We start from the raw sequence: 25,616 nt of genomic DNA on the forward strand, positions 1-25,616 counted from the left end.
CTATGCCAAGCGATCATTCCGGCAGCGCGCCGGCGAGTTCCTCCGTCGACTTCGAAAAGGTCGGCTCGGACTATTTCCAGCAACGTGAACTGAAGAAAGGCGCCGCCGGGTGGGTCCTGCTGGTGGGCCTGGGCGTCGCCTATGTGATCTCCGGCGACTATGCCGGCTGGAACTTCGGCCTGGCGCAAGGCGGCTGGGGCGGCATGTTCCTCGCCACCCTGCTGATGGCCACCATGTACCTGTGCATGTGCTTTTCCCTGGCGGAACTGTCGTCGATGATCCCCACCGCCGGCGGCGGCTACGGCTTCGCCCGCAGCGCCTTCGGCCCTTGGGGCGGGTTCCTCACCGGCACGGCGATCCTCATCGAATACGCCATCGCCCCCGCGGCCATCGCGGTGTTCATCGGTGCTTACTGCCAGTCGCTGTTCGGCATCGGCGGCTGGATGATCTACCTGGCCTTCTACATCGTGTTCATCGGCATCCACATCTTCGGGGTCGGCGAGGCGCTGAAGCTGATGTTCATCATCACCGCCGTCGCCGCCATTGCCCTGGCCGTATTCCTGATCGGCATGGTGCCGCATTTCGATGCAGCCAACCTGTTCGACATCGCCAAGACCGACGCGGTCGGTGCCAGCAGCTTCCTGCCGTTCGGCTATGTCGGCGTGTGGGCGGCGATTCCCTACGCGATCTGGTTCTTCCTCGCGGTCGAAGGCGTGCCGCTGGCCGCCGAAGAGACCAAGAACCCGAAGCGTGACCTGCCCCGTGGCCTGATCGGCGCGATGCTGGTGCTGCTGGCCTTCGCCTTGCTGATCCTGGTGGTCGGCCCCGGTGGCGCCGGTTCCGAAGCCCTGAAGGCCTCGGGCAACCCGCTGGTCGAGGCGCTGTCGAAGGCCTACGGCGGCTCCACCTGGATGGGCGGTTTCGTCAACCTGGTGGGCCTGGCCGGCCTGATCGCCAGCTTCTTCTCGATCATCTACGCGTATTCGCGGCAGATCTTCGCGCTTTCCCGCGCCGGCTACCTGCCACGCAAACTGTCCGAGACCAACAAGAGCAAGGCCCCGGTGCTGGCCCTGGTGATCCCCGGGATCATCGGCTTCGCCCTGTCACTGACCGGCCAGGGCGACCTGCTGATCCTGGTGGCGGTGTTCGGCGCCACGCTGTCCTACGTGCTGATGATGGCCGCGCACATCACCCTGCGTATCCGCCGCCCGAAAATGGAGCGTCCGTACCGCACCCCCGGCGGCATCTTCACCTCTAGCGTGGCCTTGGTTCTGGCCTGCATCGCCGTGATCGCCGGCTTCCTGGTCGATCCGCGAGTGGTGATTGGCGCCGCAGTGATCTATGCAGTATTAATTGCCTACTTTGCGTTCTACAGCCGCCACCACCTGGTGGCCGGTACACCGGAAGAGGAATTCGCCGCGATCCAGAAGGCCGAAGAGGCCCTGCACTGATTGCCGACTTGCGCCGCAGGCCAGCCCTGCGGCGCCCTGGAGATTCTGTATGGCAAGTTTCACGCATACCGTGGGCCACCAGGTCTACCGCTTCGACAGCCTCAAGGAGGTGATGGCCAAGGCCAGCCCGGCACGCTCGGGCGACTACCTGGCCGGCGTCGCCGCCAGCAACGACGGCGAGCGGGTGGCCGCGCAGATGGCCCTGGCCAACATCCCGCTCAAGCACTTTCTCAGCGAAGCGCTGATTCCCTACGAACAGGACGAAGTCACCCGCCTGATCATCGACACCCACGATGCCGCGGCCTTCGCCACGGTCAGCCACCTGACCGTCGGCGGCTTGCGCGACTGGCTGCTCAGCGACAAGGCCGACGAACACAGCCTCAGGGCCCTGGCCCCCGGCTTGACGCCGGAAATGGCCGCGGCGGTGTCGAAGCTCATGCGCGTGCAGGACCTGGTACTGGTGGCGCAGAAGATCCGTGTGGTCACCGCGTTCCGTGGCACCATGGGGCTGCGCGGACGGCTGTCGACGCGCCTGCAGCCCAACCACCCCACCGACGAGCCGGCCGGTATCGCCGCGAGCATTCTCGACGGCCTGCTGTACGGCAACGGCGATGCAATGATCGGCATCAACCCGGCCACCGACAGCATCGCCTCGATCTGCGCGCTACTGGAAATGCTCGATGCGATCATCCAGCGTTACGACATCCCCACCCAGTCCTGCGTGCTGACCCACGTCACCACCTCGATCGAGGCAATCAACCGCGGCGTGCCGCTGGACCTGGTGTTCCAGTCCATCGCTGGCACCGAAGCGGCCAACGCCAGCTTCGGCATCAACCTCAACGTGCTGCAGGAGGGCTACGAGGCCGGCCTGTCACTCAAGCGCGGCACGGTCGGGCAGAACCTGATGTACTTCGAGACCGGCCAGGGCAGCGCGCTGTCGGCCAACGCCCACCACGGCGTCGACCAGCAGACCTGCGAAACCCGCGCCTATGCGGTGGCCCGGCACTTCAAGCCGTTCCTGGTCAACACCGTGGTCGGCTTCATCGGCCCGGAGTACCTGTACAACGGCAAGCAGATCATCCGCGCCGGCCTCGAGGACCACTTCTGCGGCAAGCTGCTGGGCGTGCCTATGGGCTGCGACATCTGCTACACCAACCACGCCGAAGCCGACCAGGACGATATGGACACCCTGCTGACCCTGCTGGGCGTCGCCGGGATCAACTTCATCATGGGCATCCCCGGCTCCGACGACATCATGCTCAACTACCAGACCACCTCGTTCCACGACGCGCTCTACGCGCGCCAGACCCTGGGCCTGAAGCCCGGGCCGGAATTCGAGGCGTGGCTTGCGCGCACGGGCATCTTCACCCAGGCCGACGGCCGTATCCGCTTCGGCGACAACCTGCCGCCGGCCTTCCGCCAGGCCTTGGCACAGCTGGCCTAGAGGTGAGCATGGAACGACACACCCCCACCCCCGACAACCCCTGGCTGGCCCTGCGCAACCTGACGCCGGCACGTATCGCCCTGGGCCGCACCGGCATCAGCCTGCCGACCGGCGCCCAACTGGACTTCCAGTTCGCCCATGCCCAGGCCCGCGACGCCGTGCACCTGCCCTTTGACCATGTCGGCCTGCGCCAGCAGCTCAGCGACCGCGGGCGTGACAGCCTGCTATTGCACAGCGCCGCCAGCGACCGCCACCAGTACCTGCAACGCCCGGACCTGGGCCGGCGTCTGCACGAGGACTCAGCCCAGTGCCTGCGCGAGCACGCCCAGGCCAACCCCGGCGGCGTCGACCTGGCGATCGTCGTCGCCGATGGCTTGTCGGCGCTGGCCGTGCACCGCCACACCCTGCCTTTCCTGAGCCGTTTCGAGGAGCAGGCCGCCGCCGATGGCTGGACCAGCGCCCCGGTGATCCTGGTGGAGCAAGGCCGGGTCGCGGTGGCCGACGAAGTGGGCGAACTGCTCGGCGCGCGCATGACGGTGATGCTGATCGGCGAACGCCCGGGCCTGAGTTCACCCGACAGCCTGGGCCTGTACTTCACCTACGCACCGAAGGTCGGCCTGACCGACGCCTACCGCAACTGCATTTCCAATGTGCGCCTGGAAGGCCTGAGCTACGGCATGGCCGCTTATCGCCTGCTGTACCTGATGCGCGAGGCCTGCAGGCGCCAGCTGTCGGGGGTAAATCTGAAGGACGAAGCCGAGGTCCATAGTATCGACAGCGAAGATTCTGCCGGGAAAAGCGGAAACTTCCTGCTCGGTGAAGGGTAAAAAACATGTCACCGAAGGCGGATTGCGCTTCTAGCCTGCTTTAGGCAGCATGCCAGTGGACGCTGCTGGCAATCCGCCGTATTCCCAATGGACTCAGAGGCCCGCCCATGCGCATCATCCAGGCAACCTTGGAACACCTTGACCTGCTCACCCCGCTGTTCGTGAAGTACCGCGAGTTCTATGGGCAACTGCCTTACCCGGACAGTTCGCGGGCCTTCCTCGAGAAGCGCCTCAAGCGCAAGGAATCGATCATCTACCTGGCCCTGCCGGATGATGGCGACGACCGCTTGCTGGGCTTCTGCCAGCTGTACCCGAGCTTCTCGTCGCTGTCGCTCAAGCGCGTGTGGATCCTCAACGACATCTACGTCGCCGAAGACTCGCGGCGCATGCTGGTGGCCGACAACCTGATGCGCGAAGCCAAGAAGATGGCCAAGAAATCCAACGCCGTGCGCATGCGCGTGTCCACCAGCAGCGACAACGAGGTGGCGCGCAAGACCTATGAATCCATGGGCTTTCGCAAAGACACCGAGTTCGAGAACTACATCCTGCCGATCAGCCAGGATTGAAGTCCGTGCGAAAAACTTCGCACGGAGCCTGATCGATACGTCGGCACATCGTGCACTGTGGGAGCGGGCTTGCCCCGCGATTGCTACGACGCCCCTAACGCGGGGCAAGCCCGCTCCCACGAAACCGAATGCCCCCCATTGTCGTAACCCCTCGCTACAAACTCTCCGGGCACAATCCGGACTTCGCCGTATAATCCCCCTCCTGTCATGTGCGAAAAGTTACCGGCACAACCGGTAAACCCTTGCCAACCATGGCGCTGTCCGTCATCGCGTGCCCGTGGAAGCGGGTCAAGAACACAGGTGCTGTACATGGATTTCAACCCGCTGGACCTCATCCTGCATCTCGATGCCTACCTCGATCTGCTGGTCAACAATTACGGTCCCTGGATCTACGCAATCCTCTTCGCCGTGATCTTCTGCGAGACCGGCCTGGTGGTCATGCCATTCCTGCCGGGTGATTCGCTGCTGTTCATCGCCGGCGCCGTGGCCGCCGGTGGCGGCATGGACCCGGGTTTGCTGGCCGGCCTGCTGATGGCCGCGGCAATCCTCGGCGACAGCACCAACTACGTGATCGGGCGCACGGCGGGCGAACGCCTGTTCCGCAACCCCAACTCGAAGATCTTCCGCAAGGATTACCTGCAGCGCACCCACGATTTCTACGAGCGCCACGGCGGCAAGACCGTCACCCTGGCGCGCTTCCTGCCGATCCTGCGCACCTTCGCGCCGTTCGTCGCCGGCATCGCGCACATGCACTACCCGCGCTTCCTGGCCTTCAGCGTGGCCGGCTCGCTGCTGTGGGTGGGCGGCCTGGTGACCCTGGGCTACTTCTTCGGCAACGTGCCGTTCATCAAGCAGCACCTGTCGTTGATGGTGGTGGCGATCATCCTGCTGTCACTGATACCGATGATCCTTGGCCTGCTGCGCGGCCGCTTCGGTCGCACGGCCAAGGCCCACTGACCTGGGCATGTGGTCGTTCAGCGCCTGGCGGCGCAGGCGCACCCTGGCCCGCTTTCCGGTCGATCCACAGCTGTGGCAGGTGATCCGCGAACGCCTGCCGCTGCTCGACGGCATCAGCGACGACGAAGACCGCTGGTTGCGTGACGCCTGCGTGCTGTTCCTGCACGACAAGCACCTGACCACCCTGCCCGGGGTCGAGCTGGACGACGAGCAGCGCCTGTTCCTTGCCGCCCAGGCCCAGTTGCCGCTGCTGCACCTGGGCGAGCTGAACTGGTACCAGGGCTTCCACGAAATCATCCTCTACCCCGACGACTTCAAGAGCCCCCAGCGCCACCGCGACAGCAGCGGGGTCGAGCATGCCTGGGACGCCGAGCACAGCGGCGAAGCCTGGCAGCAGGGGCCGGTAATCCTCGCCTGGCCCGGAGTCCTGAGCAGCGGCGGCTGGGAGGCCTACAACCTGGTCATCCACGAACTGGCGCACAAGCTGGACATGCTCAACGGCGATGCCAACGGCCTACCACCCTTGCACAACGGTATGCGCGTGGAAGACTGGGCCCAGGCCATGCAGCAGGCCTACGACGAGCTGAACCGCCAGCTCGACGCCAACCCCGACGCCGAGACGGCCATCGACCCCTATGCCGCGGAAAACCCGGCCGAATTCTTCGCCGTCACCAGCGAATACTTCTTCAGCGCACCCGACCTGCTGCATGAGGCCTACCCGAAGGTCTACCAGCAACTGTCGCTGTTCTACCGCCAGGATCCGCTGAGCCGCCTGGCACGTCTGCAGGCCGGGCACCCGGACTACCGCGCCAGCCACGGCTGAAAGCCGCACATCAGGCCGGGCGTGGCACCCACTGTGGGAATGTGCCTATAATCGCCGCCACTTTTTTGTTCAAACACGGGGGCATTGCCCAATGAGCTACAGCAAGATTCCAGCCGGCAAAGACCTGCCGAACGACATCTACGTCGCCATCGAGATCCCGGCCAACCACGCGCCGATCAAGTACGAGATCGACAAGGACAGCGACACCCTGTTCGTCGACCGTTTCATGGCCACCCCAATGTTCTACCCGGCCAACTACGGCTTCATCCCCAACACCCTGGCCGACGACGGTGATCCGCTGGACGTGCTGGTCGTGACCCCGTACCCGGTCGCCCCAGGCTCGGTGATCCGCGCCCGTCCGGTTGGCGTACTGAACATGACCGACGACGGCGGCGGCGACGCCAAGGTCATCGCCGTTCCTCACGACAAGCTGTCGCAGCTGTATGTCGACGTGAAGGAATACACCGACCTGCCTGCCCTGCTGATCCAGCAGATCGAGCACTTCTTCGCGAACTACAAGGATCTCGAGAAGGGCAAGTGGGTCAAGATCGAAGGCTGGGACGGCGCCGACGCCGCCCGCGCCGCGATCACCAAGTCGGTCGCAGCCTACAAGGGCTGAACCTGACACGAAGAAAGCCCTGCTCCGGCAGGGTTTTTTTATGGGCGCCGTCAGCCATCCGGCAGCGCGCCAGAGGCAGCGGATTGGCCTGCAATTGAGCGTCATATCGAATCTTCCTACCCAATCCTCAGCAACCCCCTACAAACCGCCACGTTTCCTACAATTACCCTCGACATCGGGTTGATTTCCACACCGTTCGACGGGCGATAGACTCGCCGTCATGAACACATCCGGTGACCGTCTCAAAGCCCTCCTGCTGGAGTGCAACCTGACCCCTTCCGACTTTGCCGCGCAGCGCAAGATCACGCCGCAGCACGTCAACAATTGGTTCAAACGCGGCGTGCCCCTGGCCCGGCTCGACGAACTGGCCGACCTGTTCTGCGTACGCAGGCGCTGGCTGCGCAGTGGCGAAGGTCCGAAGCATCCGACCCCGCTTGTCTGCGCCCGATCCTCCTGTTCGGCCCCCCCCTTGCCGCCGCCACTGCTGGCCCTGGAGACTGGCATGGCGCATCTGCCCCTGCATCACGTGGAGCAAGGTCGTCTGCAAGCCCTGCCAGGGCACTACCAGCCGCTTCCCCGGCGGGCCTTGGAGGCCCTGCAGGTCTCTGCGGAAAAAGCCATCTGCCTCGGCATGCCGGGCAACAACATGGCTCCCTTGCTGCCCCAAGGCACCCTGTTGGCCATCGACCGCGGCTCTACCCGCATCGTGGAGGGCGAATGCTATGCGCTGCTGCACAATGGCCGCCTGCGTGTTCAGCGTCTCTCCGTTGGCCAGAACGGTACGCTGTGCCTGCACAGCCATGACCGCCTCAACCACCCCAGCGAACGCTACACCGCCTATCAACGCCGCGTGCAGAAGCTGGAAATCCTCGGCTGGGTGTTCTGGTGGTCATGCCTGCGCCCTGCGCGTCCGGGCTGAAACACCTCGCACCATTTTTTTCTGGGCAGGTGCCACGCACACGGGTATGCTACGCGGCACATCACGCCCCCTGAGGGTGCAAGCCGCATTCCAGAGGGCCTGGCGACGCCTCACACAGCCGTCCGCCATCTTTTTCAGGCCATGTTGCCAACCGTTTAAGGCGGTTGCGGCTTATCAAAAATGAGCCAAGACCGTCCCCGAGAAGCCGGCCACAAGCCGGCTTTTTAATGCCTGTCGAAAAGCAAGGCATCCCTCAGAACCGCGCCACCATCCCCACCCGCCAGGTCCGTCCAGGTGCCGGCATGAAGCTCTGCGCCAGCGGATCCAGGTAGTAGCGGTCCGTCAGGTTCTGCACCGACACGTTCAGCTCGGTGTGTTCCAGCACCTTGTACTTGAGGAACAGGTCGAACAGCGCCACCGAGCGGTAGTCGATCTGCGGCGTGGTCGCGCCGGTCTGCCAGGGCTTGTCCATCTGCGCGGTGGGCCCCGAGGTATAGGTCATGCGCCCGCCCACGGTCAGCGCCTCGTCGAAGAAGCGCAAGCCGGTCAGCAGGTTGGCCGAGAAGCGCGGCGGGTTCTGCGTGTTGGTGTAAGAGCCCATGTAGCTACCCGACGTGCAGTCAGGGGTGTCGTGGGTACGCTGGTACTGATTGGCACTGGCGCGCAGCTTGCCGGCGAAGGCCGCGTCGCAGGTCTCGGTCATCAGGTAGTAGGTGGCCGACAGGTCGGCGAACACCCTTCCGGCATCGTAGTGCGACTGCAACTCCAGGCCGCGGGTGTGGAAGCTGTCGGTGTTGCTGAAGGTCATCTGCCCCCACAGCCCCGGGCTTGGGTCGTAGTAGCGGGTGATGTAGTTCTTGATGTCGTTGTCGAACCAGGCCAGCTTGGCCGACGCCTCGTCGCCCGCGGTCAGCAGATCGCTGCGCAAGGCACTGACGCCCACTTCCCAGCTGCGTGAGCGCTCGGGCTTGAGGTGCTTGCCCGGGGTGACCTGCTGCGTGCCCTGGCTGGTCTCGAACAGCGAAGGCAGGCGCAGGCCCTGGGTGTAGGACGCGTACACGAAAGTGTCGGGGAGGAACTCGACATTGATGCCGAAGGCCGGCGAGAAGCCTCCACCGCTGCTCTTGCCCTGCGGGGTGTAGTCATAGCCGGTGGTTACATTGCTGATGCCTTCCGGGTGGACCACCACATTGGTCGCGCCGGATTCGTTGAACGGCACGCCATTGAACGGCTCGTTGCTGTTCTCGAAGACGATGCCGTTGTTCAGGCGCGGGTCGGTGGCATCGGTGTACTGCCCGTTCTGGTCCGGGAACCACATCATGCTGCCCCAGTGTCCAGGGCTGCTGGCGGTGATCCAACGCATTTCGCGCTCCTCGCGGCGCGCCTCGGCCAGCACCGTGTTGTCCTTGGTGCGGTAGTGGGCGTAGCGCCCGCCGCCCCACAGCGTCACCGTCTCGACCGGCTTGTACTCCAGGTTGCCGTTGAAGCTGAACTCCTGACGCGAGGCATCGCGCAACATGCGGTTGGCGTTGATGTCGTGCTGGGTGGCCACCACGCTCTTCTGCGGCTGCAGGTCCTCGAGCTGGAAGGCACCACCCAGGTCAAGCTTGAAATCGCCATGGGCGGTGCTGAAGCGCGACACATTGCTCAGGTCGCCGCCGATGCGGCGGTTGTCCTGGCGCGACCAGGCGCGGTCGGTGCGGAACAGCTGCGACTTGGGCGCCATCCAGGCCGCGCTCAAGGTGCTGGTCTTCGAGTCGGTCATCCACAGGTTGCTGGTGAGGTCCACCCACGGATTGCCCTCGGGCAGGTAGTGATAGCGCGCGGTATAGGTGTCGATCTCGATTTCGCTGGTGGGGTACTGGTAGATGCCGGCGGTGCCGTAGCGGAAGATGTCCGACGGCATGATCTCGCCCATGTGCCCGTCGAAGCGCCGGTAGCCGAGGTCCAGAGTGTGGTCGTCGGCCAGCCGCCAGGTGGTCTTGAGCAGGTAGGAATCGGTCTCGGCCGACGAGTTGAGCACTTCCTCGCCGGCATTGTAGGTGTTGGCGACACTGGCCTGCTCATCGCCCCAGCGATCATAGAGGCGGTAGCGGTCCTGGCCCTTCTTGCCGGAGAAGTAGTTGCCCTGGTTGCGGTGCGCATACGCCGCCACCAGGTCGAAGCGCTCGTGGGAATAGGCGAAGGCGGCGCTGCCGGATTCGGCCTTGGAGCCGAACAGGCTGCCGCGCTCATCACGCGGCGCCGCACTCAGGTCCTCGTCGCGGGAATGGCGGTTGCGGTGCTCGGGTTCGACGCCGTTGTTCCACAGGTTGCCGGTCAGGCGCACGCCGACGTCCTTGCCATCGACCAGGATGTCATCCACGCCGATGGTCTTCATCTCCACCGAGCCGCCAATCGCCCCGGAGCGGGTGCTCGGCCCCTTGTTCACGGTGACGCTGCTGATCAGGTCCGGGTCGATGTAGCTGCGTTGCTGGGTACCGCCGTAGCCGCGGTACACATCCAGCGCCTGCTCCGCGCCATCGACCCTGACCGCGACCCGGCTCTGCCCCTGGATGCCGCGAATGTTGACGTCCAGCGCGCCGCCGTTGCGGCTGTCGCCCACCTGCACGCCGGCCACGCCCTTGAGCATGTCGCCCACCGACACGGTGCTGAAGCGGTCGAGGTCTTCACGCGACAGGTGCACCGTCGAACGCGGCGCGCGGTAGGTGTCACGCTGCGGGTCGACCATTTCGCTGGAGGCGACCACGGTGGGTGTCAGCTCCGTTGCCATCGCCGATGCCTGGGCCTGAGGGATGAGGATGTACGCCCCCCGTGAGTTGGGCAGCAGCTGCAGGCCGGTATTGGCCAGCAGGCGCCGGGCGCCCTCCTGCACGGTGTAGCGCCCCTTGAGCGCTGGCGCGGCGCGGCCGCGGGTCAGGTCGGGGTCGTAGGACAGCAACAGCCCCGATTGCTTGGCGAACACGCCCAGCGAGGTGCTCAGCGGCCCCTGGGCGATATCGTAGTCGCGACGCGTGGCGTCGTCGGGCCGGGCGTTCTCGGTTGCCGCCGGGGCGGCCTGGGCCAGGCTTGCGCCAGAGCCCAGCAAGCAGCCGAGCACCGCGCACCGCACGGCGAAGCTGATCGGGGACAAGCGTTGCGATGGGCGCGAAACTGGGGGAAGCCGATAGCTGGCGGGCATGCTTTTCTCGCTCGTGAGGTCAGTGCCCGGCACTCGATGCGGGCTTGCACCCCTTCTGTCGCACGACAGCGAAAAAGGTATATGCGTGCGATTCGCATTTTCACTTGTTCTTGTGATTTAGCCAAATCTAGTGATAATTGTTTGCATTTACACCCTTGACCCCGCTGCCCATGACCCTCTTCAAGAACCCGCCACGGCACATCGAGCACTGCGCCGTCACCACGCTGTACGTCGAACACCACGCCTGGTTGCGCGGCTGGCTGGCGTACCGCTTGCGTTCCTGGGGGCGTGGCGTGGCCGATGACCTGGCCCAGGACATTTTCGTGCGCGTGCTGGCCAGCCGCGACACCACCCAGCCTGATACCCTGCGCCAGCCACGTGCCTACCTGGCCCGTATCGCCAATTGCGTGCTGGTCAGCTGGCGTCGGCGGCATTCCCTTGAGCAGGCCTGGCTCGAGGCCCTGGCGTTGGTGCCCGAAGTCGAACATCCGTCGCCCGAGCAGCAGAGCGTGATTCTCGAGACCCTGCACGAGATCGATGCCGTACTCGACAGCCTGCGGCCACGGGTCAGGCAAGCCTTCCTGATGGCAACACTGGACGGCATGAAGCAGAAAGACATCGCCCAGGCACTGAACATCGCCTTGCCGACGGTGAAGAAATACATTCACGAGGGCTACGTCGCCTGCCTGAGCCAGATGCCCGATGAGTGACCAGCCTCCCATCGCCCAGGCCATTCTCGCCCAGGCCGCCGCCTGGCTGTTGTTGATGCAGGAAGGGCCGCTGACGCCGGCACAACAGCGCGAACTGGAGCACTGGCGATACCGCGACGCCGAGCACGAACGCGCCTGGAACCGGGCGCAGCGCCTGCTCACCCGCCTCGGCACCTTGCCTCCCACCCTGGCCCGACAGACGCTGGTGCGCCCGGACAGCAGCCGGCGCACCGTGCTGCGCAGCCTGCTGGTGTTGCTGGGCGCGGCACCGCTGGGCTGGTGGGCATGGCGGCGCAGCGAAGGTGGCATCGACTACCTCACCGCCCTGGGCGAACGCCGGGATGTGCTGCTGGCCGATGGCACCCAGGTTTCCCTCAACAGCCGCAGCGAGCTGAGCGTGCGCTTCACGGCCGAGCAGCGCCTGCTGCACCTGCGCCGGGGCGAGATATACATCGTCACCGCGGCGGACCCGTCGCGCCCTTTACGGGTGCGCACCGGGCAAGGCGTCATGCAGGCGTTGGGCACCCGCTTCAGCGTGCGCCAGTTCCCCCAGCAGACCCTGCTCGCGGTCTACCAAGGCGCCGTACAGGTCCAGCCCGAAGCCGCCGGCGGTGTCATCGTCCAGGCAGGCTCGCAGCTGCGCTTCAGCCGTGATCGGCTCGATCCGCTGGAGGATGCACGCGACGCCCAGCTGGCCTGGCGCAATGGCCTGCTGGTAATCGACGAGATGCCGTTGTTGCAATGGACCCAGGAACTGATGCGCTACGGCGACCAGCGCCTGGTCTGCGACCCGGCGTTGGCCGAGTTGCGGGTTTCGGGCAGCTTCCCGATCGATGACCTGCCTCTGGCCCTGGCCATGTTGGCCCAGAGCCATAAGCTGCGTACCCGCAGCGAGGCCGGCGGGATATTCATCAGCCGCTGAAATCCCACAAGCCAGGTGCTGTCCAAGCGACGAAATGCCAGCACCTGGCCATTGCCCCGGCACCGCCGCCAATGGGATGATTCGTATTTGCAACGCATTCTCATCAAGGCCATCCCGTGTCCCCCAAGCTCCTCCTCGCCGAAGACGACCCCCGCCTGCGCCAGGACCTGGAACACCACTTCCTGCGCCGTGGCTTCCGTGTCAAGGCCTGCGAGAACGGCACACAGGCCTTGAATGCGATACACCAGGCACACTTCGATCTGCTGCTGCTGGACATCATGCTCCCGGGTGTCGACGGCCTCAGCCTGCTCGACGAACTGCGCCGGCACCAGGCCGTGCCGGTGATGCTTATGTCGGCCTTGGGCGCCGAGCAGGACCGCATCAGCGGTTTCACCCGTGGCGCCGACGACTACCTGCCCAAACCGTTCAGCCTGGCCGAGCTGGATGCCCGGGTCGACGCCCTGCTGCGCCGGGTGGCGCTGGACCGGCGGCCGCCTGCTCCGCGCAAAACCTGCACCTTGGACTTCGACACGGCCAACCATGATGTCGCGCACCAGGGCCAGAACGCCGGATTGACCGGTTCCGAATATCGCTTGCTGGCGACCTTGCAGGCCCACCCCGGCGAGGCCCTGAGCAAGGCTTTCCTCTACCAGAGCGTCCTGCACCGGGCCTACACCCGCCTCGACCGTGGCCTGGACGTGCATGTCTGCAACCTGCGCCGCAAACTCGCCGCCATCGGTGCGGGGCACCTGGAGATCCAGGCCGTGCGCGGCCAGGGCTATATCCTGGTCGACTCAGGTAGCGCCTGATGCGCCGACATCCCTTGCTGTGGAAACTGGCGCTGCTGCAGGTGTGCTTCTGCCTGCTGCTGACCTGGCTGATCTGGACCTGGGGCCTGTCGGTGGAACGCAGCACCTACTTCCTCGCCCCCGCCGACCGGGTGTACCTGGCTGGCTTCGCCGAACAGGCCGAGCAGGCCTGGCGCACGGATGGCGCCGACGGCGTTGAGCGCCTGCGCCGCGAACTGGAAGTCCGGGAAGACACCTGGGTCGCCATCATCGGCCCGCACCTGCAAAGCCTCGGTTCCACCCCGCTGAGCGCCGAGGAGGCCAGCCGCCTGACCTTCATGCGCAAGCTCGACTGGCCCATGAGCCGGCGCCTGCAGGACGAGCTGCCCTATGTAAGCATCGAGTTCCCCAACCACCCCCAGGATGGCCGCCTGGTCATCCAGCTCCCCGAACACCTGCTGCCCACCGGGTTGACCCCCTGGACCCACGTGATCACCCACGGCGTTGCCCCCGCCCTGCTCGCCTTGTTGCTGGGCCTGGCGTTGTACCGCCATCTGGTGGTACCCCTCAACCGCCTGCGCGACCGCGCCGACGCATTGCGTGCAGACGATCTGGACGGCCCCGGCCTGCCTCTGCAGGAGCGTCGCGACGAACTGGGCGAGCTGGCCCAGGCCTTCGAGCACATGGCCGTGCGCCTGCGCAGGAGCCTGGACCAGCAACGCCTGCTGCTGCGCACCCTGTCCCACGAACTGCGCACTCCGCTGGCGCGCCTGCGCATCGCCCATGACAGCGGCCTGCCCCCGGAGCAGTTGCGCCAGCGCCTGGACCGGGAAGTGAATGACATGCAAAAACTGCTGGAGGGCACCCTCGACCTGGCGTGGCTGGACACCGAGCAGCCGCAACTGGCGACCGAACCGGTGCTGGTACTTTCGGTGTGGGAAGCGCTGGTGCAGGACAGCAGCTTCGAGAGCGGCTGGGCGAAGGACCGGCTGCCCTGCCCGCTGGGCCTTGACTGCCTGGTGCAGGCTCACCTGGACAGCCTGGCCCAGGCCCTGGAAAACCTGCTGCGCAACGCCATCCGCCATTCGCCCGCAGGTGGCCAGGTCAGCCTGGAGGGCTGGCGCGAGGGCAGGTATTGGCACCTGTGCCTGCGCGACCACGGGCCTGGGGTCCCGGAGGCGGAACTCGAACCGATCTTCCAGGCCTATCGCCGCCTGCCCGGCAGCGGCGCCGGTTTCGGCCTGGGCCTGGCCATCGCCCGACGCGCCATCGAGCTGCAGGGCGGACGGCTGTGGGCGAGCAACGGCCACCCCGGGTTGTGCCTGCACCTGCTGCTGCCCGTAGCCGAAAGTGTTTAGAAAGTTAATGCGCTTTACTCTCAAATAAGAGCCATTACCATCTGTGATCTCTTGAAATCAGCCCGCCGCGCCGGAGATCACACATGTCGCCCCGCCCGCTTTGCCTGTCGCCCTTCCTGCTGCTGTCCAGCTGCCTGCTGAGCAGCGCCGTGCACGCCGCCAACCAGCCCGCACCGATCGAGCTGGAAAGCCAGAATGTGGTGGCCACCGCGCTGGAAGAGACCAAGCAGGCACCCGGTGTGTCGATCATCACCGCCGAAGACATCAAGAAGCGCCCGCCAGCCAATGACCTGTCGCAGATCATCCGCACCATGCCTGGGGTCAACCTGACCGGCAACTCCACCAGCGGCCAACGCGGCAACAACCGCCAGATCGACATTCGCGGCATGGGGCCGGAAAACACCCTGATCCTGGTCGACGGCAAGCCCGTCAGCAGCCGCAGTTCGGTACGCTACGGCTGGCGTGGCGAGCGCGACTCGCGCGGCGACACCAACTGGGTGCCGGCCGACCAGGTCGAGCGCATCGAAGTGATCCGCGGCCCGGCGGCGGCACGCTATGGTTCCGGAGCCATGGGTGGGGTGATCAATATCATCACCAAGCAGCCGGCGGGCGAGACCCACGGCAACATGACCGTGTACCAGAACTTCCCGCAGCATGGTGACGAAGGCGCCACCAAGCGCATGAGTTTCGGCCTCAACGGCCCGCTGACCGACACCCTGAGCTACCGAGTCTACGGCAACGTGGCCAAGACCGACGCGGACGACTGGGACATCAACGCCGGGCACGAGTCCGTGCGCACCGGCACCCAGGCCGGTACCCTGCCCGCTGGCCGGGAAGGTGTGCGCAACAAGGACCTCAACGGCCTGCTGAGCTGGCGCCTGACCCCGGAACAGACCCTGGAACTCGAGGCCGGCTTCAGTCGCCAGGGCAACCTGTACGCGGGCGACACGCAGAACACCAACTCCAATGCCAACGTCAAAAGCATGCTGGGCAAGGAAACCAACATCCTCTACCGCGAGAATTTCGCCATCACCCACCGGGGCGACTGGGACTTCGGCAGCAGCATGGCTTTCCTGCAATACGAGAAGACCCGCAACCAGCGCATCAACGAAGGCCTGGCCGGCGGCACCGAAGGCATTTTCAGCAACACCGACTTCTATACCTCGACCCTGCGCGACCTGACCGCCCATGGCGAGCTCAACCTGCCGCTGCACGCCTGGCGCGACCAGACCCTGACCCTGGGCAGCGAGTGGAGCCAGCAAAGGCTGGACGACCCCAGCGCCAACACCCAGAGCACCAGCGAAGGCGGCAGCGTGCCCGGCCTGACCAGCAGCGGCCGCAGTACCAGCACCCAGGCGCAGATCTTCTCGCTGTTCGCCGAGGACAACGTCGAACTGCTGCCCGGCACCATGCTCACCCCGGCGCTGCGCTTCGATCACCACAGCATCGTCGGCGACAACTGGAGCCCGTCGCTCAACTTGTCCCATGCGCTGACCGACACCCTGACGCTCAAGGCCGGCATCGCCCGTGCCTACAAGGCGCCGAACCTGTACCAGCTCAACCCCGACTACCTGCTCTACAGCCGTGGCCAGGGGTGCTACGGGCAGACCACCAGCTGCTACCTGCAGGGCAACGAGCACCTTGAGGCCGAGACCAGCGTCAACAAGGAGCTGGGCATCGAGTTCCAGGACAACGGCTGGGTGGCGGGCCTGACGTACTTTCGCAACGACTACAAGAACAAGATCGACTCAGGCCTGAGCGGCATCGGCCAGGCATCCGGCGGCGTCGGCGGCAACGCCAACGCGACGCTCTACCAATGGGAGAACATCCCCAAGGCGCTGGTCGAGGGTCTGGAAGGCACTCTGACCATCCCGCTGAGCGAGCAGTTGAAGTGGAGCAACAACCTCACCTACATGCTGCAATCGAAGAACAAGACCACCGGCGAGACCCTGTCGGTCACCCCGGTCTACACCCTCAACTCGATGCTCGACTGGCAAGCCACGGACGACCTGTCGCTGCAACTGAGCGTGGCCTGGTACGGCAAGCAGACGCCGAAGAAGTACGACTACCAGGGCAAGCGCGTGACCGGCACCGCCAACGACCAGGTGGCGCCTTACGCCTTGGTCGGCGCCAGCGGCACCTACGCCCTGACCAAGAACCTGAGCCTGACTGCCGGCATCGACAATCTGTTCGACAAACGCCTGTACCGCGCCGGCAACGCCCAGGCGGTCAACGGCATCGAAGGCGCAGGCGCGGCGACCTACAACGAACCGGGCCGCACCCTCTACACCAGCCTCACCGCCTCCTTCTGAGCCCCCTGCCACCGTTGCATCCACGATGCAGCGGCGGCACGTCATGGAAGACCCCCACGAGAACGCCTGATGAAAATCCCGACCCTTGCCCTGGCATTGCTGCTGACCGGCACGGCCCTGGCGCAGCCGCACCCCGAACAGAAGATGGACACCACCCTGCTGCAGCGCCAGGACCTGGCCTATCGCTTCAGCCACCTCGACCTGGACTCGCGGGACGGCCAGCGCCACTACCGCCTGTGGATCGGCAAGCCCCAGCGCCCGGCACCCGCCAACGGCTACCCGGTGCTGTGGATGCTCGATGGCAACGCCGCGATCAGCGCCTTGGCATCGCAGCAACTGCAGGCACTCGCCAATGGCGAGGCACCGCTGCTGGTTGCCATCGGCTACCAGACAGACCAACGCATCGAGCGCGCCGCACGTACCTACGACTACACCCCCGTGGTGCCAGGACTGGCCGCGCAGCGCGACCCCCTGACCGGCCAGGCCAGCGGTGGTGCCGATGAATTCCTCGACCTGCTGGAGCAGCGCATGCGCCCGATGGTCGCCGCTGTGGCGCCCGTCGACCCGCAACAGCAGACACTCTGGGGCCACTCTTATGGCGGGCTGTTGACGCTGCACGCGCTGTTCACCCGCCCGTGGCTGTTCAGCCACTATGCGGCAGCCAGCCCATCGTTGTGGTGGCACGACGGCGCCATCGTGGCCGAGATGCAGAGGTTGCAGGCACGACTGGGAACCAGCCGGCCAAGCCTGCTGCTGATGCGCGGTACGCGGGAGCCGGCCAATCCCCGGGAGCCGCTGCAGGGCGATGTGCAACGATCTGCCCGGGAGCTGGTGGCCAGTCTGGCCGGAGTGAAGGGATTGTCAGTGACGTTCCAGCCATTCGACGGCCTGGACCACGGAGCAATGCTACCGGCCTCACTGCGGTGGGTGATGGACAGGATGTCCAGGTCGACTCAGTGAGGCGTAATTCGTTCCACGAGCTTGGCCAACCCATTGTGCTGCGCTGTCGCGCAAGCCACAGAGTTGCAGGCATCATCAGCGTGGGAGCGGGCTTGACCCGCGATGCGCTCTATCGCACCGGCTTCGCCGGTGATCGCGGGTCAAGCCCGCTCCCACGCTGCCCCCGTTAAATCAACTGCTACGTTCGGGGCCGGTCTTGGCGTTAGTGGGTTTTCACCAACTTCGGCGCACGGTGTCCCGCAGGAAATCATCCAGCAGCCCGGTGTCACCACGCGTCACTGGTACTTCCCGCACCTCGTCGGCCCGCGCCAGCTCTGCCTCGATGAATCCATGCAGCACCTCATCTCGCGGTCCGTGCTCGGCTTCGCCGCTGCGTCGTTTCAAGGCCAGCAACGCATCGATCGCCGCCTGCAGGCGCGGGTCATCGACGGTGCGCGCCATCAACGCGGCAAACGCCGTCGGCGGCATGCCCAGCCCCTGGTCGATCCAGCGCACCGCCAGCAATGGCCGCAGCACATACAAGTACTTCTTGAAGCGCACCGTCTCGCCCATCAGGTAGCCACGCTGGTTCTTGCGTGCCATCGACAGGTAGTGATGGCGCACCGTGCGCGGCGAGTAGAACGCCTCGCCCAGCCCGCGCAAACGCCCGGTAGCTTCGGCGTCGGCGCGATACACCAGCGGCGAGCCCAGCCACTCGAGCAGGCTCGGGTTGGCGCCGCGCATCAGGCGCAGGGTCTTGCGCAGTTCCCAGCCGCTGATGTCGAGTTCGTCGCTCAGCGGCCGCTCGATCACATCACGAGGCTCGTCCACCCGCAGGTACCAGTCGTTGCGCGGCACGTAGACGAAGCGCACGTCGTAGTCGCTGTCGGGCGAGGCGAAGCCCCAGGCGCGGCTGCCGGACTCGCAGGCATAGAGCACGGTCACCTGGTGCTCGCGCTCGATACGTTGCAGTTCATCGAGCACCCGGGCGCGCATGGCCTCGGGCAGGGGATGGGGGTCGTCCTGATACATGTCTTCGTTCCTTGTACCGGGCGCCACACGGCGCCCGTCTCAACCTTTCACACACACCACCTGACGCAGGGTGTGCACAACTTCGACCAACTCACGCTGGGCCTGCATCACCGTATCGATATCCTTGTAGGCCATCGGGATCTCGTCGATCACATCCTTGTCCTTGCGGCACTCCACATGGGCAGTGGCGCGCTGCTGGTCTTCGACGGTAAAGCGGCTCTTGGCCTTGGTGCGGCTCATCACCCGGCCCGCACCATGGCTGCACGAGCAGAACGATTCCTCGTTGCCCAGGCCACGCACGATGAAACTCTTCGCGCCCATGGAGCCGGGGATGATGCCCAGCTGGCCTTTCTGCGCCGACACCGCGCCCTTGCGGGTCACCAGTACCTCGCGGCCAAAGTGCTGCTCCTTCTGCACATAGTTGTGGTGGCAGTTCACCGCCTCGAGGCTGGCTTCGAACGGTTTGCCCAGCACCTTGCGGGTGGCGGCGACCACCGCCTGCATCATCAGCTCGCGGTTGTGCCGGGCGAAGTCCTGCGCCCACTCCACCGCCTCGACATAGTCGGCGAAGTGCCGGCTGCCTTCCTCGAAATACGCAAGGTCGCGGTCTGGCAGGTTGACCATGTGCTGGCGCATGTCGGCCTGGGCCAGTTCGATGAACAGGTTGCCGATGGCGTTGCCGACACCGCGCGAGCCGCTGTGCAGCATGAACCAGACGCGGTCGGCCTCGTCCAGGCAGACCTCGATGAAGTGGTTACCGCCACCCAGTGTCCCCAGGTGCTGGCGGTTGTTGGTCTTCTCCAGCCGCGGATACTTGTCGGTGATCGCCTTGAAGCGCCCGGCCAGGCCGCTCCACACCTGGTCGGCCTGGTTCGGCACATTGTCCCAGGCACCCTGGTCGCGACGGCCGAAGGTCTTGCCGTGGGGCACGGCCTTCTCGATGGCTGAGCGCAGGCCGTGCAGGTTGTCCGGCAGGTCACGGGCGTGCAGCGAGGTGCGCGCGGCGATCATGCCGCAGCCGATGTCCACGCCCACCGCCGCCGGGATGATCGCGCCCACGGTGGGGATCACGCTGCCGATGGTCGAGCCCTTGCCCAGGTGCACGTCCGGCATCACCGCCAGGTGCTTGAAGATGAACGGCATCTTGGCCGTGTTCATCAGCTGCTTGCGGGCGTCGTCCTCGACCGGCACGCCATCGGTCCACAGTTTGATCGGCTTGCCGCCCGCCACTTCGAGTATGTTCATTGCCTTGTTCCTTGTTGCTTTGCGTCGTGTCGCACAGGGTCAACCCGCCTTGAGGTTGACCATGCCACTCAATACCTGATCCAGGCCACCGAACACCGAAATCCGGTCAATGCGCTCGGCCACCCGCTCCAGGGTTTCCAGCTCCTTCAGGCGCAGGGCCGTCGGGTTGCCTTCCATCACCTTGGCGGTGTTGAGCAGCGAACGGGTCGCCTGGGTTTCCTCACGCCGGCGGATCACGTTGGCCTGGGCGGCCTTCTCCGCCTCCACCACCTGGGCCAGCAGGGCCTTCATCTCGCCCGGCAGGATGATGTCACGCACCCCCAGGCTGCTCACTTCCAGGCCACTGCCTTGCAGGTTCGCCAGCAGGTGCTCGGTGACGCTGCCGTCGATGGACTGCTTGTCTTCCAGCAGCTCGTCGAGGGTGCGGGTGCCCACCGCGGCACGCAAACCGAACTGCAGCTCGCGGTACAGGTGCTCCACCGGCTTGCTCATCTGCCCGTGGGCGCCGAGCACATCGCTGTAGCGCCAGTTGGCCACCAAGCTCAGGCGCAGGCTGACCTTGTCGCGGGTGAGGATCTCCTGGCCGTTGACCTCCAGCGCCTGCAGGCGGGTGTCGACCATCTCCACCGCGACCTGGCTGCCGCAGCGCCAGTAGCCATGGCGGCCCGGCTCGAGCAACCCGGCCACCACGCCGTCGATCTTCAACACACCGACATGGAACGCCGGCACCAGCGCCAGCAGCACCAGGTCCGTGCCGGCCACGCCGGGACGGTTCAGGCGGACCACCAGTTCATCGTCCAGGCGCCGGCCCTGGTTCAGGTCGATGCGCTGCAAGCCATGCTCGACCTGGCCTTTCCAGTACAGGCGGCGACTGTCCGGTGCCAGCAGCTCGACCAGACGGCCGTCCTCGAAACGCAGGCCCGCCTCGTGCTGCGCCAGGTCCATGGCTTCGAAATGCTGCTCGATCAGCGTTGTCTCATGCCCACGCAGGTATTGCGCCAGCGGGTGGTCGAACAGCGGGGATTGGAGGCTGAAGGTGGTCACCGTCAGCCGGTCTTGCCAGTCGAAACGCGAGTACTGGCCAGGCTCGAGAATCGATACGAAGTCGCCTTCGCTCATCAGCAGGCCACGTTCGTTCTTCTTCACCACAAAGCGTTTCAACAGTTTCATCTTGCTCATCCTTTTATCAATGTCCTTGGGTGCGGGTGGTCGCCGACTCACCGAGCGCCGTGGGCGAAGCCCGGCGGAGTCAGGGGCCGGGAGCGATTGCTCCGGCGGCCGCCATCGTTGCGCCAGGCCCGGCCGGCGGGCCGGGTGGGCCAGCGGTGGCCCAGGCGTCCTTCGCAGAAGCGGACCATCCTGGCCCTGGTTGCGCTGCCTGTGCCCCACCTGCGGGTGTTGCGGTTGTAGCTACCGTGGAGGGTAGTGCCGGGACTGGGCCCGGCGAGCGCCTCGCAAGCCTGTTCACAGGCTTGCGCCGCAATGACCGGTCGTTGCGGCGGCGGCATGCACGACACCAACACCCGAGGGTGGGTACGTGCACCGGCGGGGGTTGATATCCCCTGTCCCGAGGGCCTGCCTGGCGATACGGTCGAAAGGGATATAGCGAGCGGCGTGCCAGATTTTGATTCTGGCCCTGAAATATTTTTTAACTATCTGATTTATAAGACTTTATTTTTATCCTTTAGGCCAACCAACACCCCAGCACAGTCATGCCGATTTCATATTTCGTATATCCTTCGATATATATTTATCTTGTTGGATAATCACGGATGACCAAGCCCCTCGTCGCCATCGGTTTTCTCGGCACCACCCTCGACCGCAACGGCAAGGGTGCGGCGCGCTGGAACAAGTGGCGGCCAACCATCGGCCTATGCCAGCAACCCGACCTGCCCCTGGACCGCCTGGAGCTGATCCACGGCCCCGGCGCACGCGACCTCGGCCTGGCCGAGCGGATCCGCGCCGACATCCAGCAGGTCTCGCCCGACACCGAGGTGCGCCTGCACCCGCTGGCGCTGCGCAACCCCTGGGATTTCGAGGAGGTCTACGGCGCCCTGCACGACTTCGCCAGCGGCTACAACTTCGACACCGAGCACGAGGACTACCTGGTGCATATCACCACCGGCACCCACGTCGCGCAGATCTGCTGGTTCCTGCTCACCGAGGCACGCTACCTGCCGGCGCGCCTGGTGCAGACCTCGCCCTCGCGCAAGCACGACGAAAACAGCGACCCGGCCGGCATCGCCACCCTGATCGACCTCGATCTCTCGCGCTACGACCCGATCGCCTCGCGCTTTCGCCGCGAACAGGTCGAGGGGCAGTCGCTGCTCAAGTCAGGCATCGCCACGCGCAACCCGGATTTCAACCGCACCATCGAGCAGATCGAACGGGTCGCCCTGCGCTCCAAGGCGCCAATGCTGCTGGTCGGCCCGACCGGCGCCGGCAAGTCGTTCCTGGCCCGCCGCGTCCATGAGCTCAAGCGCGGCCGTCACCAACTGGGCGGTCGCTTCATCGAGGTGAACTGCGCCACCCTGCGCGGCGACGGCGCCATGTCGACCCTGTTCGGCCACGCCAAAGGCGCCTTCACCGGCGCGCAGAACGCCCGCGACGGCCTGCTGCGCGCCGCCGACGGCGGCATGCTGTTCCTCGACGAAATCGGCGAGCTGGGCGCCGACGAACAGGCCATGCTGCTCAAGGCCATCGAAGAAAAGCGCTTCTTCCCGCTGGGCGCCGACCGCGAGGTGGAAAGCGACTTCCAGCTGATCGCCGGCACCCACCGCGACCTGCGCGCCAAAGTCGCCGACGGCTCGTTCCGCGAGGACCTGTTCGCCCGCATCAACCTATGGACCTTCGCCCTGCCGGGCCTGGCCGAACGCCGCGAAGACATCGAGCCGAACCTCGACTTCGAACTGCAGCGCCACGCCCGCGAACAAGGCCGCCAGGTGCGCTTCAACCTCGAGGCCAAACGCCGCTACCTGGCCTTCGCCCACGCCAGCGAAGCACGCTGGGCCGGAAACTTCCGCGAGCTGTCGGCATCGATCACGCGCATGGCGACCCTGGCCGACAGCGGGCGCATCGACGAGGCACTGGTCGAGGAAGAGATCGAGCGGCTGCGCTATGCCTGGGGCCCGGAATCGGCAACCGAGCCGCTGCTGGACGGCCGCGAGCTCGACCTGTTCGACCAGGTGCAACTGCAGGCGGTGATCGATGTGTGTCGCCGCGCCCCCAGCCTGTCCGAGGCCGGGCGCCAGCTGTTCGCGGTGTCGCGCCAGGAGAAGGCCAACCCCAACGACGCCGACCGCCTGCGCAAGTACCTGGCGCGCTTCGGACTCGACTGGCAGCAACTAAAGTCGTAGGGCTTGCCAGCAGACCGCCACCGTGGGGTATGCTTGCCCGGTCTTCAGGGCGGGGTGAAAGTCCCCACCGGCGGTAAATCGAAAGATGAGCCCGCGAGCGCCCCGGCCATGCCGGGGGTCAGCAGATCTGGTGAGATTCCAGGGCCGACGGTCATAGTCCGGATGAAAGAAGGCGTTTGGCAGGGGCCGTCCAGGCGCCCCTGCGCGCGCATTTTGTTCGCCCCGAGACGTTCATCGATCATTCACGAGGAGCGTTTCATGTCCACCCCGCTTAACAAGCAATTCCCCAACGTCAGCGCCGCCATCGCCGCCTTCCAGGCCGGGCGCCCCGTGCTGCTGCTCGACGACGACGACCGCGAGGACGAAGCCGACATCGTCGCCGCCGCCGAGAACCTGTCGCTGCAGACCATGGCCATGATGATCCGCGACTGCAGCGGCATCGTCTGCCTGTGCCTGGACGAAGCCACCGTCGACGCCCTGCAGCTGGCGCCGATGGTGCAGAACAACCAGGCCCGCCACGGCACCGGCTTCACCGTCACCATCGAAGCCGCCGAAGGCGTCAGCACCGGCGTGTCGGCACAAGACCGCATCACCACCATCGAAGCCGCGTTGCGCTCGACCGCGCAACAGCGCCACATCGTCAGTCCTGGCCATGTGTTCCCACTGCGTGCCCGTGATGGCGGCGTGCTGACTCGTCGCGGCCATACCGAAGGCTCGGTGGACCTGGCCCGCCTGGCCGGCCTGCGCCCAGCGGCGGTGCTATGCGAGCTGATGAACTCCGATGGCAGCATGGCCCGCGGCGAGCAGGTGGCGGTGTATGCGCGGCAGTACAACCTGCCAGTGCTGACCATCGAGGAGCTGGCGCGCTATCGCGAGGCGATGGTGGAACTCGAGGCCGAGCCGGCCTGATACCTGGGCCAGCCCGCTCCCGATCAGTGTGGGAGCGGGCTGGCCCCGCGATGAGGCCAGGCCTCAACGCAACCCTAACGGCCCCTTCAGAAACTCATACAATCCCGCCGCACTCTTGCGATAGCCATCGGCTGTCAGATGGACAAGATCAGGCCGCGCCAGCCCCTGCGCCTGCCAGCCGGCGATCGAGCACGGCCCGCCCATGAATCCCTGCCAATCCCAGAACAGCGCCTTGTGCTTGCGCGCCATCTGCTTCTGGATACGGATCACCGAGGCCAGCGGTTGCGGCTGGCGCGCCGCGCAACTGCGCGCCTTGCGCTGCTTGATCGAGTCCGGCGGGCCGACCAGCAGGATCGCCGCCTGCGGCAGGTCCTTGCGCAAGCCCGTGAGGGTCGCCTCCAGCTGCGCCTGGTACAGCGCCAGGTCGAGCTTGTCGTCGAACGCCTCATTGGTGCCGTAGGCCAGGATCACCAGGTCCGGCCGCACGGCCTTGAGGCTGTCGCGCCAACCCGCCTGCCACTTGTCCACCACCTCCAGGCGCGCGCCGTTGATACCCAGCGTCGAATAGGTCACCCCGGCATTCTTCTGCCCCTGCAGGTACCAGCCACCCAAGGCGACGCCACGGCCACCTTCCACCGTCAGTTGCACCGGCAGGCCGACATTGGCAAGCGCAGGGCTGAAGCGCCATTGGCCGTTACTGGCCGGCAACACCCGGCGCTGGCCGCCATTGACCAGCAGGCTGGCACTCCCGCTGGACTGGTACAGCGCCGAGACCTTGTAGCGCTGGCGGTCCTCGTCACGCGCCTGCAGCATCACGCTGGAACGGTTGGCCTGCGGCAGCGACAGATAGCCACCCAGCGGAAACTGCTGGCTCTGCTGGTTGCGCGCCGACACCAGTTCCCACTGGCGCTTCTCGCTCTTGATGATCACCCGGTCATTGCGGATCCCCGGCACCGGCGAGGCCGGCACCAAACCGATGCCGCCGTCGCCGTAGCGCGCCTGCAACAGCTTGCGCAGCTCACCGCTGAACAGGTCGGCGGCGGTATGCGAATCACCCAGCTGGACGATGGCGACCGGGGCACGCCCGGCATTGCGCAGCTTGCTCGCGAGCAGGGCGACGTTGCCGTTCTGGCGGGTGACGGGCGCGGCGGTGGGCCGTGCCGCGGGCTGGGCGCTCACGCTGTTGGCGCCGGTGCTGCAACCCGGCGCGGCGCTGATCAGCAGGGCCAGGCCCAGCAGGTGATGCCATTGGCGCATC

At 65.8% G+C, this 25,616-nt stretch carries 21 protein-coding genes and 1 riboswitch; of the genes, 16 read left to right on the plus strand and 5 right to left on the minus strand.

Annotated elements, in window-relative coordinates:
- The first annotated feature begins 2 nt into the window (after nucleotides 1–2).
- The 8 genes from eat (at nucleotide 3) to ABZO33_RS17105 (ending at nucleotide 7,606) form a co-directional block, all read left to right on the plus strand.
- On the plus strand, nucleotides 3–1,451 hold the full coding sequence (gene eat / locus ABZO33_RS17070; RefSeq protein WP_414536993.1) for an ethanolamine permease: 1,449 nt from the start codon (nucleotides 3–5) through the stop codon (nucleotides 1,449–1,451).
- Between the two features lie 49 nt (nucleotides 1,452–1,500).
- Complete coding sequence (locus ABZO33_RS17075; protein WP_414536994.1) at nucleotides 1,501–2,895, plus strand: ethanolamine ammonia-lyase subunit EutB; 1,395 nt, start codon at nucleotides 1,501–1,503, stop codon at nucleotides 2,893–2,895.
- Between the two features lie 8 nt (nucleotides 2,896–2,903).
- The gene (gene eutC / locus ABZO33_RS17080) at nucleotides 2,904–3,722 is read left to right on the plus strand and encodes an ethanolamine ammonia-lyase subunit EutC (RefSeq protein WP_414536995.1); all 819 of its coding nucleotides are present in this window, start codon (nucleotides 2,904–2,906) and stop codon (nucleotides 3,720–3,722) included.
- Nucleotides 3,723–3,829: 107 nt separating this feature from the next.
- A complete protein-coding gene (locus ABZO33_RS17085; RefSeq protein ID WP_414536996.1) occupies nucleotides 3,830–4,288 on the plus strand; it encodes an N-acetyltransferase family protein in 459 nt (152 codons plus the stop codon).
- Between the two features lie 309 nt (nucleotides 4,289–4,597).
- Nucleotides 4,598–5,245 (plus strand): DedA family protein, encoded by a 648-nt coding sequence (locus ABZO33_RS17090; protein ID WP_414536997.1) that lies wholly within the window; start codon nucleotides 4,598–4,600, stop codon nucleotides 5,243–5,245.
- Between the two features lie 7 nt (nucleotides 5,246–5,252).
- A complete protein-coding gene (locus tag ABZO33_RS17095; RefSeq protein WP_414536998.1) occupies nucleotides 5,253–6,068 on the plus strand; it encodes a zinc-dependent peptidase in 816 nt (271 codons plus the stop codon).
- Between the two features lie 91 nt (nucleotides 6,069–6,159).
- Nucleotides 6,160–6,687 (plus strand): inorganic diphosphatase, encoded by a 528-nt coding sequence (gene ppa, locus ABZO33_RS17100; RefSeq protein ID WP_016484715.1) that lies wholly within the window; start codon nucleotides 6,160–6,162, stop codon nucleotides 6,685–6,687.
- A gap of 220 nt (nucleotides 6,688–6,907) precedes the next feature.
- Complete coding sequence (locus ABZO33_RS17105; protein ID WP_414536999.1) at nucleotides 6,908–7,606, plus strand: LexA family transcriptional regulator; 699 nt, start codon at nucleotides 6,908–6,910, stop codon at nucleotides 7,604–7,606.
- 253 nt (nucleotides 7,607–7,859) lie between these two features.
- Here the strand turns inward: ABZO33_RS17105 and ABZO33_RS17110 are convergent, their stop codons facing one another.
- On the minus strand, nucleotides 7,860–10,787 hold the full coding sequence (locus ABZO33_RS17110) for a TonB-dependent receptor domain-containing protein (protein ID WP_414537000.1): 2,928 nt from the start codon (nucleotides 10,785–10,787) through the stop codon (nucleotides 7,860–7,862).
- A gap of 170 nt (nucleotides 10,788–10,957) precedes the next feature.
- On the opposite strand from ABZO33_RS17110, the gene ABZO33_RS17115 reads away from it, so the two are divergent.
- The 6 genes from ABZO33_RS17115 (at nucleotide 10,958) to ABZO33_RS17140 (ending at nucleotide 17,837) form a co-directional block, all read left to right on the plus strand.
- A complete protein-coding gene (locus ABZO33_RS17115) occupies nucleotides 10,958–11,497 on the plus strand; it encodes a sigma-70 family RNA polymerase sigma factor (protein ID WP_198754411.1) in 540 nt (179 codons plus the stop codon).
- A complete protein-coding gene (locus ABZO33_RS17120) occupies nucleotides 11,490–12,419 on the plus strand; it encodes a FecR family protein (protein ID WP_414537001.1) in 930 nt (309 codons plus the stop codon). The genes ABZO33_RS17115 and ABZO33_RS17120 overlap by 8 nt, the downstream gene beginning before the upstream one ends.
- 116 nt (nucleotides 12,420–12,535) lie before the next feature.
- Nucleotides 12,536–13,228: a response regulator transcription factor gene (locus tag ABZO33_RS17125; RefSeq protein WP_414537002.1), complete on the plus strand. Its 693-nt coding sequence runs from the start codon at nucleotides 12,536–12,538 to the stop codon at nucleotides 13,226–13,228.
- On the plus strand, nucleotides 13,228–14,565 hold the full coding sequence (locus ABZO33_RS17130; protein WP_414537003.1) for a histidine kinase sensor domain-containing protein: 1,338 nt from the start codon (nucleotides 13,228–13,230) through the stop codon (nucleotides 14,563–14,565). Before ABZO33_RS17125 ends, ABZO33_RS17130 begins: the two co-directional genes overlap by 1 nt.
- An 83-nt stretch (nucleotides 14,566–14,648) precedes the next feature.
- Nucleotides 14,649–16,877 (plus strand): TonB-dependent siderophore receptor, encoded by a 2,229-nt coding sequence (locus ABZO33_RS17135; protein WP_414537004.1) that lies wholly within the window; start codon nucleotides 14,649–14,651, stop codon nucleotides 16,875–16,877.
- 69 nt (nucleotides 16,878–16,946) lie between these two features.
- Nucleotides 16,947–17,837, plus strand: a complete 891-nt coding sequence (locus ABZO33_RS17140) for an alpha/beta hydrolase (protein ID WP_414537005.1) — start codon at nucleotides 16,947–16,949, stop codon at nucleotides 17,835–17,837.
- A gap of 213 nt (nucleotides 17,838–18,050) precedes the next feature.
- Here ABZO33_RS17140 and ABZO33_RS17145 read toward each other — a convergent pair whose 3' ends face one another.
- The 3 genes from ABZO33_RS17145 to ABZO33_RS17155 are packed head-to-tail and all read right to left on the minus strand — an operon-like array spanning nucleotide 18,051 to nucleotide 21,263.
- On the minus strand, nucleotides 18,051–18,848 hold the full coding sequence (locus ABZO33_RS17145; protein ID WP_414537006.1) for a nucleotidyltransferase domain-containing protein: 798 nt from the start codon (nucleotides 18,846–18,848) through the stop codon (nucleotides 18,051–18,053).
- 39 nt (nucleotides 18,849–18,887) lie between these two features.
- Nucleotides 18,888–20,093: an RtcB family protein gene (locus tag ABZO33_RS17150; RefSeq protein ID WP_414537007.1), complete on the minus strand. Its 1,206-nt coding sequence runs from the start codon at nucleotides 20,091–20,093 to the stop codon at nucleotides 18,888–18,890.
- Nucleotides 20,094–20,132: 39 nt separating this feature from the next.
- Complete coding sequence (locus ABZO33_RS17155) at nucleotides 20,133–21,263, minus strand: slipin family protein (RefSeq protein ID WP_414537008.1); 1,131 nt, start codon at nucleotides 21,261–21,263, stop codon at nucleotides 20,133–20,135.
- 602 nt (nucleotides 21,264–21,865) lie between these two features.
- Here ABZO33_RS17155 and rtcR point away from each other — a divergent pair.
- Together rtcR and ribB are read left to right on the plus strand one after the other, a co-directional pair.
- Complete coding sequence (gene rtcR / locus ABZO33_RS17160; protein WP_414537009.1) at nucleotides 21,866–23,449, plus strand: RNA repair transcriptional activator RtcR; 1,584 nt, start codon at nucleotides 21,866–21,868, stop codon at nucleotides 23,447–23,449.
- A gap of 36 nt (nucleotides 23,450–23,485) precedes the next feature.
- Nucleotides 23,486–23,627, plus strand: a riboswitch (FMN riboswitch).
- An 80-nt stretch (nucleotides 23,628–23,707) separates the two neighbouring features.
- Complete coding sequence (gene ribB / locus ABZO33_RS17165; protein WP_414537010.1) at nucleotides 23,708–24,358, plus strand: 3,4-dihydroxy-2-butanone-4-phosphate synthase; 651 nt, start codon at nucleotides 23,708–23,710, stop codon at nucleotides 24,356–24,358.
- A gap of 63 nt (nucleotides 24,359–24,421) precedes the next feature.
- Here ribB and ABZO33_RS17170 read toward each other — a convergent pair whose 3' ends face one another.
- Nucleotides 24,422–25,615 (minus strand): SGNH/GDSL hydrolase family protein, encoded by a 1,194-nt coding sequence (locus ABZO33_RS17170; protein ID WP_414537011.1) that lies wholly within the window; start codon nucleotides 25,613–25,615, stop codon nucleotides 24,422–24,424.
- Nucleotide 25,616: the final 1 nt, after the last annotated feature.

Source organism: Pseudomonas sp. CAM1A (assembly GCF_047501685.1).
Lineage (GTDB): Bacteria > Pseudomonadota > Gammaproteobacteria > Pseudomonadales > Pseudomonadaceae > Aquipseudomonas.